A 12099-nucleotide genomic window follows, 5' to 3' on the forward strand; every position below is an offset into this window, starting at 1 on the left:
CAGCGGACGATCTGTGGAGAACGCGACGAAGCGCCGTGCTGTGCAGACGGCGGAAGCGGCGACTCAGGCGGTCGTGAAGCTGACGACCTTCGGCGCTCGAACGACGGCCCGCGCGATCTCGCGGTCACCGAGTGAACGGCGCACCTTCTCGTCGGCACGCGCGAGCGCTTCGAGCTCATCGGCCGAGATCTTCGCCGAGACGGTCAGGGTGCCGCGAACCTTGCCGTCGATCTGCACGACGGCGGTCACCGACTCTTCCACCAGCAGCAACGGGTCGGGGCTGCGCCACGCGACGAGCCCGACGAAGCCGTCGTAGCCGAGGACCTCCCACATCTCCTCGGCCGTGTGCGGCGCGAACAGGTCGAGGATCATCGCGGTCGCCTCGGCTGCTTCGCGGACGGCGGCGTCGGCCGGGCCGGCACCGGAATCGATCACCTTGCGCGTCGCATTCACGAGTTCCATGAGGCGCGCGACGACGACGTTGAACTTCGTCTGCTCGACGAGGCTCGGAGCGTCGGCCAGCAGCCGGTGCGTGACGCGGCGGAGTGCAGGGTCGCCGGTCTTCCACAGCACGTCCGGGTCGCTCGTGACGTCCTTGGCGACGCGCCATGCCCGCGCCAGGAACTTCTGGGCACCGGTGGTCGACACGTCCTCCCAGTTGATGTCGTCTTCGACCGGACCGGCGAAGGCGATGGCGGTGCGCACCACGTCGGCGCCCGGGTCCATCATGCTCGAGGCGAACTCGACCAGGTTGCCCTTGCTCTTGGACATCTTCGAGCCGTCCAGCAGCACCATGCCCTGGTTGATGAGGCTCGAGAACGGCTCCGTGAAGTCGATGAGGCCCATGTCGTACAGCACCTTCGTGATGAAGCGTGCGTACAGCAGGTGCAGGATCGCGTGCTCCACGCCACCGATGTACGAGTCGACCGGCGCCCACCGGTCGGCCTCGCTCGACGGGAACGCCTGCGTCGGATCGTTCGCGGCGAGGAAGCGCAGGAAGTACCACGAGCTGTCGACGAACGTGTCCATCGTGTCGGCATCCCGCAGCGCCGGTTCACCGGTCTCGGGATCGGTCGTCTGCATCCACTCGGTCGCCCCGCCCAGCGGCGAGGTGCCCTTCGGCTTCAGATCGAGGCCGGTCGCGTCCGGCAGGCGCAGCGGAAGCTGCTCGTCGGGCACCGGCACGATGCGACCGTCCTGCGTGTGGATCATCGGGATCGGCGTCCCCCAGAACCGCTGACGTGAGATGAGCCAATCGCGAAGGCGGTACGACTTCGCGGCACGACCCGTGCCGGCGGCCTCGAGTTGCTCGATGACGCGGGTGATCGCATGACGCTTCGACAGCCCGTCGAGGGTGCCGGAGTTGATCATGCGTCCATCGCCGGTGAGGGCGATACCGGTCCGCGCGGGGTCGATCTCTTCGAGGCTCTCGTCCTCGGGAAGGATGGGAACACCGTCCTCATCGGTCTCGATGACCGGGATCGCGCCGGTGACCGGGGCGGTCGTGTCGACGACCGTTCTCACCGGCAGATCGAACGCACGAGCGAAGTCCAGGTCGCGCTGGTCGTGGGCGGGAACGGCCATGACCGCGCCGTGACCGTAATCGGCGAGCACGTAGTCAGCCGCCCAGATCGGCAGCCGCTCCCCGTTGACCGGGTTGACGGCGAACCGATCGAGGAAGACACCCGTCTTCGGCCGGTCGGTGCTCTGACGCTCGATGTCGCTCTGGCGCTGCACCTGATCGAGGTAGTCCTGGAAGCGCATGCGCACCTCGGCCGTCGAGCCGGCAGCCAGTTCCGCCGCAAGGTCGCTGTCGGGCGCGACGACCATGAAGGTCGCGCCGTGCAGCGTGTCGGGACGCGTCGAGAAGACGGTCACCTTCTCGGCGCGACCTTCGATCTCGAAGTCGATGTCCGCGCCGACCGAGCGACCGATCCAGTTGCGCTGCATACGGATGACCTTCGACGGCCAGAAGCCCTCGAGCTGGTTCAGATCGTCGAGCAGCCGATCGGCATAGTCGGTGATCTTGAAGTACCACTGCGTGAGCTTTTTCTTCACGACCTCGGCGCCGCAGCGCTCGCAGTGCCCGTCGACGACCTGTTCGTTCGCAAGCACCGTCTGATCGTTCGGGCACCAGTTGACGGGGCTGTCCTTGCGGTACGCGAGGTCGCGCTCGTAGAGACGCTGGAACAGCCACTGGTTCCAGCGGTAGTACTCGGGGTCGCTCGTGTGGAGCACGCGGCTCCAGTCGTACGACGAACCGAACTCGCGGAAGCTCTTCTTGTGCTGGTCGATGTTGCGGTAGGTCCACTCGCGGGGGTCGGACCCTGCGCCGCCCTTGATGGCGGCGTTCTCGGCGGGGAGGCCGAAGGAATCCCAGCCGATCGGGTTCAGCACGTTGTAGCCGCGGTGTCGCCAGAAGCGCGCGACGACGTCGACGTACGCGTAGTTCTCAGCGTGACCCATGTGCAGGTCGCCTGAGGGGTACGGGAACATGCCCAGCACGTACTTGCGGGGGCGCGTGTCCTCCTCGCCGCCCGCACGGAACGGGTCGGCCTCGGCCCAGCGGGCCTGCCACTTCTGTTGGATCGCGTACGCGTCGAAGCCGTCGGCGGGCGCGTCGGTGTCGGTGGCGTTGATCTGTGACACGGAGGAGGTACCAATCATCGAAAGCAGGGAACGCCGCAAGGCGTCCCCTCAGATTACCGGAGCAGCGCTCACCACCCGGCCGGAAGACGTCCGCCCGCCGCTGCCAGCGGACCGCGCGCCTTGATCCCGACCTCGGCGACCTCGTCGGCCGTGATCGAACTCCACGTGATGCCGCCGCCCGCGCCGACATACGCGGCGTCGGGCCCGACGAAGATCGAGCGGATCACCATCGCGAGGTCAGCGGCACCTTCGTCACCGATCCAGCCGAAGCACCCGGCGAACACACCCCGTGTGCCATCCTCCAGCCGGTGCAGGACGGTCATGGCCGACAGCTTCGGGGCGCCGGTCATGCTGCCGGCGGGAAACGCGGCATCCAATACCTGCCCGATGGTCGTCCCCTCCCGCACGTGGCCTGCCACCGTGCTGACCAGCTGGTGGACCGCCGGGTAGGACTCGACCTCCAGGAGGCGCTCGACCGTCACCGAACCCGGCTCGCACACGCGTTGCAGGTCGTTGCGCATCAGGTCGACGATCATGACGTTCTCGGCCTGCTCCTTCGCGCTCGCACGAAGCTCCGCTGCGAGCTGCGCGTCGTCGTCCGGCGTCCGACCGCGCGGTCGCGTGCCCTTGATGGGATGCGTACGCACGGTACCGCCCACGATGTCGAGGAAGCGCTCCGGGCTCGCCGAGGCCAGCACGTGATCACCGACCCGCAGGAAACCGCCGTGGTGCGACGGTGTCGCACGGCGAAGCCGTCGATACGCCGCGACGGCGTCGACCGCGCCGTCGAGTTCGAACCGCGTCGTGAGACAGAGCTGGTAGGCGTCGCCCTCCCGGATGACGTCGCGACACGCCTCGATGAGGTCCGCATAGCGTGTGGCCGAGTGCCGGGATCGGGTCGGGATCGCGGGCGCAGGAGCGAGTGCAGGGGCGTGCGTCTTTGCCCACCGGGCGACGCGCTGCACGTGTGCGTCCAGCTCGTCCGGCGCGGCGACGGCCCACTGCTGTCGCGACGCATGGTCGATCGCGACGAACGCCCGCACGCGGACACCGCGTGAGCCCGGACCCTCATCACGGGCAGGAGCACCGGCACGACCGGCGGCGGGATCGTACGCCAACCATCCGACCCATCCCCCGGAGAACGGCCCCCACCGCTTCGGCGCCGGCGTCGACGGCGCGACGGCGACCTCGCGGGGCACGCCGACGGGCGACTCGCCGATGCCGAGGTAGCTCCAGCCTTCGACGGCTGCTGGTCCGGCATCCAGCCAGAACCCGCCGTCGGCGTTCGCCGGCCCGGCGCAGAAGAGCGTCTCCGGGTCCGTCCACGGCAGGGGGCGGGCGGTCAGATCCACCTTCTCAGGCTAGTCGCCGCCTAGACGCCTACGCTGGAGCCGTGAACGAGTTCCTCACCTGGCTGCTCGATGCCGTGCAGAGTGTCGACCCGGTGCTGCGGACCGTGCTGGCAGGACTCGCGATCATGCTCGAAACCAGCGTGCTGATCGGACTCGTCGTCCCCGGCGACACCATCGTCATCGTCTCGGGGACCGCCGTCTCCTCCTTCTGGGAGGGTGGCATCCTCGTCGTCGTCGTGATCGTGGGGGCGCTCGTCGGCGAAAGCATCGGGTTCTGGCTCGGGCGGTGGTTGGGTCCGCACATCCGCTTCTCCCGGCTGGGCGCGAAGGTCGGTGAGCACAACTGGGTGCGCGCGGAGCTGTACCTGCGCAGGCGGGGCGGACCGGCGATTTTCCTGTCGCGGTTCCTGCCGGTGCTGCATTCGCTCGTCCCGCTCACGGTGGGCATGAGCGGCTTCTCGTATCGGCGATTCCTCGCCTGGACAGCCCCCGCGTGCACGATCTGGTCGGTGCTGTACGTGTCCGTCGCCGCGGCCGCCGCCGGAACCTACCGCGAGCTCGCGGACCAGCTGCACTACGCGGGATACCTGTTCGTCGGTGTGATCGTGGTGTTCCTGGTGGTCGCCTACGTCATCAAGCGGGTCATCCTCGCGCGCGAAGCGCATCACCTGCGGGTGGATGCCGCGCCCGACTCCTCGCCGAAGGCGGAGGGCATGAAAGACTGAGGACGATGTCCCGTTCGTCCCGCTCCTCCGACGTGCTCTGGCTGGCGCGCCTGGAGTACCGCTTCCATGCCTGGCGCGAGCGCCGGGCGCGCAAACGCGGACAGCGACCGACCGTCGCCGCGTTCCCCGGCTACGGCGGCGAGAAGTGGGTGCGGGTGGTCGGCCGCGTGCTCATCGTGCCGCCCGTCCCCACCAGGGCGCGGGGGGAATATGCCAGCGTGCGAGGCTGGCGCAGCTTCGTGTCGGTGCCTGTCGGATTCGCGCAGGTCGAGATCACGGTCGACGGGGTGACCCACGCCGTCGTCGCCGACCGCGGCGGAGTCGTCGACACCGTCCTGCCCGCATCGCTCAAGCCCGGTTGGCAGCCGATCACGATGTCGGTCGAAGGGTCCGAGCCGGTGTCGACGCGTGTCTTCATCGTCTCCGACGAGGTCACGTTCGGAGTCATCTCCGACATCGACGACACCGTGATGGTCACGGCGCTCCCCCGGCCCCTCGTCGCGGCCTGGAACTCGTTCGTCCTCGACGAGCATGCACGGCAGCCGGTTCCGGGCATGGCGGTGCTGCTCGAACGTCTCGTCCGCGATCACCCGGGCTCGCCTGTCGTGTATCTGTCGACGGGAGCGTGGAACGTCGCGCCGACGCTCGGAAGGTTCCTGCGCCGACACCTGTTCCCCGCCGGTTCCCTGCTGCTCACCGACTGGGGCCCGACCCATGACCGACTGTTCCGCAGCGGTCAGGACCACAAACGCGAGAATCTGCGCCGACTGGCGGCAGAGTTTCCGAACGTGCGGTGGATGCTGATCGGCGACGACGGTCAACACGACGACGCGCTGTACACGGCGTTCACGAGCGAATTCCCAGAGCACGTCGCCGCCGTCGCCATCCGTCGCCTGTCGCCTGCTGAGGCGGTGTTGGCGGGCGGACGCACCGCGGTCGATGACCATTCGGCTGCCGCAGTGCCGTGGGTGACGGGCAACGACGGTGCGGAACTGCTCGAGCGCTTGACCGACGTCGGCGTCGTCGACGACTGATCGCGTGTCGGACGGGCCGCGTACGCTGGCGGTATGTGCGGGCGATTCGTAGTGGCAGACGTCGGGTCTGAACTCGTTGGTGTGCTGCGCGTCGACGTCGAGGGTGACGACCTGCCGGCGCCGTCGTTCAACATCGCGCCGACCGCGCGCGCCGCGATCGTGCTGGACTCGGCCAAGACCGATCCGCCCACGCGCCGCCTGGAGAGCGCGCGGTGGGGGCTCGTCCCGGCCTGGGCGAAGGATCCTTCGATCGGTACCCGCGCGTTCAACGCGCGCTCCGAAGAGGTCGAGGACAAGCCGATGTTCCGCCAGGCGCTGATCAAGCGTCGTGCCGTGGTTCCTGCCACGGCCTACTACGAGTGGAAGACCGAAGACGGCGTCAAAACGCCGCACTTCATCCACCCGGCCGACGGCTCGCCGTTGCTGTTCGCCGGGCTCTACGAATGGTGGAAGGACCCGGCAAAGGCCGAGGACGATCCCGCTCGATGGATGTTGAGCTTCACGATCATGACGCGCGACGCGGTCGGCTCCCTCGGCTCGATCCACGATCGGATGCCGCTGTTCCTCGACGCGGACCATGCGGACGCGTGGCTGGACACCGAAGCCGACAACGTCGGTGACATCCTCGACGCGGCGATCGATGCCGCGCCCGCACTGGCCGACACGCTCGAGGCATACGCCGTCGATCGCGCCGTGGGAAACGTGCGCAATGACTCCCCCTCGCTGATCGAGCGCCTCGGGGCATGAGTCCGGCGCCCGCTTGGCGTGCGGTCGAAGCCGCCCACATCGCGCGCGCAGACGAGTTGACCGCTGCGCATCGCGAGCGGACGGCGCGTGGTGAGCGGCATCCGGTGGAGGACTTCCTCTTCACCTACTACTCATACAAGCCCGCAGTGCTGCGCCGGTGGCATCCGGGCGAGCGCGTGCAGCTCGTCGGCGCGGCCGACGATGCCCGCGCGGCGTGGCGGTGGTATCGACCCGGCGAAGAGCGCGGATCACTCGTCGTCGACGGGGAGGCGTTCAGAGCCGAGAAGGCGCTCCTCGTTCGCGGCATTCGGCAGATCCTTCGGGCTACGGCGGCACGCCCCGCGGGCTACGGCTGCTTCGGTCTGCATGAGTGGGCGATGGTCTATCGCGACCGCGATACGCGGCACGACCTCCCGCTGCGCCTCGGCGCCGTGGGCACCGACGCAGTCGTCGATGCCCACGAACTGCGCTGCACCCACTTCGATGCGTTCCGGTTCTTCACCGCCGACGCGGCACCCAGAAACCGTTCGTCCCTGCGACGTGACGATCAGACGGGCGATGAACAGCCCGGGTGCCTCCACGCAGGCATGGACCTGTACAAGTGGGCCGTCAAACTCGGCCCACTCGTGCCCGGCGAACTCTTGCTGGACGCGTTCACCCTGGCGCGCGACATCCGCACCGTCGACATGGCCGCCTCGCCGTACGATCTGACCGGGTACGGTCTGGCACCCGTCCCCGTCGAGCGGCCCGAGGGCAAGGCGGACTACGTGCGCCGGCAGCGTGGCTTCGCGACGCGCGGTGCGGTGATCAGGGAGCGCCTGATCGAGGTGATCGACCGCACAGCGTGAAACCGCGCTGATCGATCACGCTGCGCCGCGATCACGTCGCGTGGCCTTCGCCCGGTACATCGCGACATCGGCCCGGTGCAGCGCTTCATCGAGCGTGTCGCCCCGGCGCATCTCGGAGGCCCCCCAACTCCAGCGCTGGTCAGACGCGTGTTGCAGTCGAGAGACGACTCCCTCCGCATCCTCGACCCGCGCGGCAGGAAGGGCGAGGACGAACTCATCGCCGCCGACACGCGCGATGAGGTCACTGTCGCGGAGGCCTGCGCGCCACTCCGCAACCGTTTCGCGTAGCGCGGCATCTCCCGCGGAGTGGCCGTGCAGATCGTTGAGCTTCTTGAATTCGTCGAAGTCGACGACGACGAGCGTCAGCGGAGCCCCTCGTCGATGGGTGCGCGCGGCGACGTCGTCGATCACATCGACGAAGCCGAGCCGGTTCAGTGCACCTGTCAGCGCGTCGGTGTCGGCAACGCGTCGCTCGCGTTCGCGCACGAACGCGACCACTTCGGAGATGAGGAACGACACGCACGTCGTCGCGATGATGGGCTGCAGCCCCACCGCGAACGTGACGCCGGGAAAGGGGTTCACGAGCCACCCGAGCGTCACGAGGGCGAGCACGGTCGTCAGCACGCCGCGGACGACGGGCGGGCGGTAGAACCATGCGAGCAGCGTTGCGAACAGTGGGATCTCGAGCAGGATGTTGACGATCAATCGCGGGTCCGCGGCCCACGCCGCGTAGTAGAACATCGCGCATCCGGCGATGAGGATCGCGACGATGCCGGCCCATTTCGGGTACCGGTGGCCGAGGGCGAGCGGCACGACGATGCCCGCCGCGCAGGTCGCGATGATCGCGTACACGATGAGGTCGGGTCCGACCGGGACCATCCCGCTGGCGTGATCGATCGCCACGGTCAGCCCCAGCCCGAGGGCCGCGAGCGCCATCACGACCGTGAACGGCGTCTGGTGGCGGAGGATACGCTGCCACCAGGTCGCCGACTTCGCGCGCTCCTCCCACCTCATCAGGGCGCGTTCTCGCCGCTCGGCGGCTGAACCCTTGTGCGAGTACAGGTCGGCGTCGGCGCGGTGGATCGCGGTCTCGAGGGTGTCATCTGCCTCCACCCGCGCGACGCCGGCGGTCCATGGGTGGGGTGAGACGCTCTGGAGCTCCTCGGCGAGGGCGACGGCATCGACGCCGGCGGGCAGGAGGATCACGAATTCGTCGCCGCCCCATCGCCCGACGACTCCGCGACGGTGCAGCGCATGCGTCCACGCGGCGACACTCGCGCGCAGGATCTCGTCGCCCGCCGAGTGCCCGTGCACATCGTTGACGGATTTGAAGCCGTCGAGGTCTGCGACGACGAGGGCGGCCGTGCGCCGCGCTCCGCCGACGCGGAAATGCGCCCGCAGCCCTCGTCGATTCAGTGCCTGGGTGAGCGAATCCGTTCGGGCGGCTCGGCGCAGTCTGCCGCCGAGGATGATGGCGACTTCGAGGCAGAACCAGGAGACGACCGCGGCGTAGACGGGCGTTGCGCCGTCGAGGAGGACGGAGGTCTGGAACGTGAGGTTGGTCTGGAGTCCGCCGACGACGGCGAAGATGAGTCCCAGCAGCACGGCTCGAGCCGACCAGGGGCGCATTCCCCACCCCAAATAGAGGGCGACCGGCGGGATGATCAGCAGCGCGCCGACGATTGCGGGTCCGCTGATCGAGAACGCGACGAAGACTGCGATTCCCGCGATCGTGAGCAACCCGACGACCGCGCCGCCCCATCGGGGGAATCGATTGCCGAGTGCGAGCGCCGCGATCGTGCCGGCTGCGCACACCGCGACCATGATCGATTCGACGATGGTGACCGTGACGGTGTGCGTGCGCAGCATGAGGTCGGCTGCGATGAGGGCCCCGATGAAGCCGAAGCCGATCGCCGAGACCCCCGACCGCAACGACTGTCGTCGCCACAGGCGCTGCGAAAGCGGCCTGCGACGGGATGCGAGGACGGGTTGGGGTGACAACGCTCCTCCTCCGCGCTCGAATCCTCGTTCGGGGTTCTTTCGAGCCTAGGGCACCGCACGCGACGAACAGCGGATCAGCGGTCCGCGTGGTGCGTCACACTTCGCCATCCGGGTGGATGCTGCGCGTCTCGACGCGCCGGCTGCGACCTCGACCGCGGGTGAAGCGCGGCGCAGGGAAGATCTTGATCGCAGCGAACGCGACGTAGATGAGGGTGTTGACGGCGACGAACGTCGCCAGCGCCGAGAACCAGTCGGATTGCAGGATGGATTCGGGCAGCAGCAGCCCCGCACGCGCGATGCCCGCGATCATGCCGACGTCTCCTTCGCGGCCGTGGTGAGGTGCGACCAACCCGCTTCTCGCCCGAACGACATGTCGATGATGCCCTTGACGAACACCACGTTCAGGAACATGTCGAAGACGAGCTCGGGCAGGACGAACACCGACAGCACTCGGGCCCGCCATCCCCCTCGCCAGACGGTCACGAGGCGTTCGAGGACGAAAACGGATCCCACGGTGATCCAGAACGGAAACCAGACGAACTCGTCGAGTGCGACCACCGTGAGGAAGATCAGCAGGAAGTAGGAGGCGAGGGCGATCACGGAGTAGCCGATGCCGATCTGCTGCGCCCAGTAGCGCACGGTCGTCGGCGTGACGCCGTATGCCGCGAGGTTCTCGATGGCGCCCCGCTGCCAGCGCAGCCGCTGCTTCCAGAGCATCCCCCACGTCGGCATCAGTTCTGTCACGACGGTGCAGTCGCGCGGCGAGGTCATGAGGCCCCCGAGCGACTTGATCGCGATCGTGAGCTCGTTGTCTTCGGTCAGCGCGACGGTGTCGTACACGTCGCCCGGGACGCCGGGGATGAGGGTGCCGCGGGAATCGGCGACAGCGCGCAGCGCGGCGGGGCGGAACAGCGATGCCGCCCCGGTGAGCACGAAGACGCGCCCGCGGCGTCGCTCGATCTCACGGGAGTACCGCGTGTACTCGTTGCGCTGGAACTGACCCAGCAGTCCGTGGCCCGGCTCCCCGTGGAAGAGGCCGCCGACGGCCATGAGCGCGCGGTCCGCCGTGAAGCGGGCTTTGGCGATCTCGATGAACCGATCCGAGAGCGCGGTGTCGGCGTCCATCACCATCACGGTGTCGTTGTCGCCGAGGTGCGGGAGCAGACCCCGGAGCGCCTGGTTCAGTCCGCCCGCCTTCTTGTGGCGATTGTCGACGGTCTCGATCACGTCGGCGCCGGCGTCGCGTGCCACCTGCACGGTCCCGTCGGTGCAGTTGTCGGCGACGACGAGGATGCGGTCAGGGGGCGTCGATTGCGCCTTGAGCGACGCGAGGGTGATCGGAAGACTCTTCTCCTCGTTGTGCGCGGGAATGAGGACCGTGACGGTCACTTCGCCGGCATACACGCCGCGGGTCGCGGCCATGATCGTCCGTGGGGAGATCGGACGCTTGAGTGCGCCTTCCGGGCTGCGGCGCGAGCGATTGGCGACGAACGACTCGAAGCCGCCGATCGCCGTACCGATCACCACGGTCAGCACGACGGCGAGCAGCACCAGCAGCCACGGCGGCATGTGGTCGTCGTAGAGCAGGCTCCACCCGTCCGCAACCTGCAGGCGGTGGGGACGCGCGAACTCTCCCGGATCGGCGGCGATGACGACGAGCATGAGGCCTGCCGCCGCGAGTGTCGTCAACGCGATCACTGCGAGGCCGGTGAATCTGCGCAACCGGTCGTTCTTCATCGGTTGGCAATGCTAACCCGATCGCCGCGGTGCCGGGCTCGCTCGGCTCGGGCGCGTCGTCGAATGGATTCGGAGGTGGTGCCTCATGGCACCTGAAACGCGAAAATCCCCGCCGGAGCGGGAATTTCGTGGACCTGAGGGGACTCGAACCCCTGACCCCCTGCATGCCATGCAGGTGCGCTACCAGCTGCGCCACAGGCCCGGATGATCTCGCGGATGCCAAAAACCCCCGGAATCCTGCACTTCGGCTTCACTCCGGCGGTGGTGATTGCCAGCATACGCGACCGGGCTTCGATGGATCTGGACGCTCCTGGAGAGATCTCTAGGCATCTGAACAGTCGAGTAAGTGTCTACATCTCGAATCTCGGCAGCCGGCCGCTCAATCCCGCCACCGACGCAAGTTGACCGTGACGCCCTCTCGCCAGCCGCGGACCGCGTCGTCGAGGAACGCGATCTGCTCGACGGAGAGGCGGCCGGTCCGTACGCTCCTACCGCACTGCTGCATCCACAGGGATAGTCGACGCTCCGGCGCCGTGGCGCCCCGCCGGCTAGGGAAGTACCGCTCCTTCCGCTCCCGATCGCCGAACTCGAGCTCGCCGTTACGTTCACGATGGTGACAGTCGCAATCACCGAGCCAGTCTCCCCGCGCACGTTCCGTGAACCGGCGCCACGAGCAGCCTCTTCAGCCGTGCAGTTCCCGCCCACCAATCTCAGCTGTCGCGTAGCTCAATCGCGGACAGTCCAGTCGGCGCCGTGGGCATTCAGGAGGACGGAGAGTTCGACCGCCCATCGCTGCTGCTGTTCACGCGCTTCGTCGATCCGCCCGGCCGCGTGAAGCAGATCCGCGTAGTGCGACCGCAGTGCGACGGTCGCCTCGCCGTCGCCCGATATCTCGGCGAGGGTCACCGCATCCTCGGCGGCCTGGAGAACGCTGGGGTCGTCGCCAGCGATCTCCGCCGCTCGTCCGAGCGCAGCGAGGGCCTCGGGGGGGGGGGGGGGGGGGGGG

10 protein-coding genes and 1 tRNA gene are annotated in these 12099 nt (G+C 68.3%); 4 read left to right on the top strand and 7 right to left on the bottom strand.

The annotated features are described in order from the left end of the window. Nucleotides 1-63 precede the first annotated feature (63 nt). Entirely contained in the window at nt 64-2667 is a 2604-nt protein-coding gene (leuS, locus tag AC3ENX_RS08080; RefSeq protein ID WP_434811349.1) for a leucine--tRNA ligase, read from the bottom strand. A 50-nt stretch (nt 2668-2717) separates the two neighbouring features. Further along, nucleotides 2718-4001, bottom strand: coding sequence for an anthranilate synthase component I family protein (locus AC3ENX_RS08085; protein WP_434811350.1), 1284 nt, complete (start codon nt 3999-4001; stop codon nt 2718-2720). A gap of 41 nt (nt 4002-4042) precedes the next feature. Here AC3ENX_RS08085 and AC3ENX_RS08090 point away from each other — a divergent pair, with 41 nt between their 5' ends. The 4 genes from AC3ENX_RS08090 to AC3ENX_RS08105 are packed head-to-tail and all read left to right on the top strand — an operon-like array spanning nt 4043 to nt 7355. Continuing rightward, nucleotides 4043-4726, top strand: coding sequence for a DedA family protein (locus AC3ENX_RS08090; protein ID WP_434811351.1), 684 nt, complete (start codon nt 4043-4045; stop codon nt 4724-4726). Nucleotides 4727-4731: 5 nt separating this feature from the next. Further along, complete coding sequence (locus AC3ENX_RS08095; RefSeq protein WP_434811352.1) at nt 4732-5760, top strand: App1 family protein phosphatidate phosphatase; 1029 nt, start codon at nt 4732-4734, stop codon at nt 5758-5760. A gap of 33 nt (nt 5761-5793) precedes the next feature. Next, nucleotides 5794-6507: an SOS response-associated peptidase gene (locus tag AC3ENX_RS08100; protein ID WP_434811353.1), complete on the top strand. Its 714-nt coding sequence runs from the start codon at nt 5794-5796 to the stop codon at nt 6505-6507. Next, nucleotides 6504-7355: a polysaccharide deacetylase family protein gene (locus AC3ENX_RS08105; RefSeq protein WP_434811354.1), complete on the top strand. Its 852-nt coding sequence runs from the start codon at nt 6504-6506 to the stop codon at nt 7353-7355. Before AC3ENX_RS08100 ends, AC3ENX_RS08105 begins: the two co-directional genes overlap by 4 nt. A 15-nt stretch (nt 7356-7370) precedes the next feature. On the opposite strand, the gene AC3ENX_RS08110 is transcribed toward AC3ENX_RS08105, so the two are convergent. The 5 genes from AC3ENX_RS08110 to AC3ENX_RS08130 all read right to left on the bottom strand — a co-directional run. Next, nucleotides 7371-9356, bottom strand: coding sequence for a diguanylate cyclase domain-containing protein (locus AC3ENX_RS08110; protein ID WP_434811355.1), 1986 nt, complete (start codon nt 9354-9356; stop codon nt 7371-7373). Between the two features lie 94 nt (nt 9357-9450). Continuing rightward, on the bottom strand, nt 9451-9666 hold the full coding sequence (locus AC3ENX_RS08115; protein WP_434811356.1) for a hypothetical protein: 216 nt from the start codon (nt 9664-9666) through the stop codon (nt 9451-9453). After that, on the bottom strand, nt 9663-11093 hold the full coding sequence (locus AC3ENX_RS08120; RefSeq protein WP_434811357.1) for a glycosyltransferase family 2 protein: 1431 nt from the start codon (nt 11091-11093) through the stop codon (nt 9663-9665). The genes AC3ENX_RS08115 and AC3ENX_RS08120 overlap by 4 nt, the downstream gene beginning before the upstream one ends. Nucleotides 11094-11222: 129 nt before the next feature. After that, a tRNA-Ala gene (locus AC3ENX_RS08125) sits at nt 11223-11295 on the bottom strand. 524 nt (nt 11296-11819) lie between these two features. After that, a partial coding sequence (locus AC3ENX_RS08130; protein ID WP_434811358.1) for a hypothetical protein occupies nt 11820-12099 on the bottom strand: 280 nt, incomplete at its 5' end.

The sequence above is a fragment of the Microbacterium sp. bgisy189 genome (genome assembly GCF_057707225.1).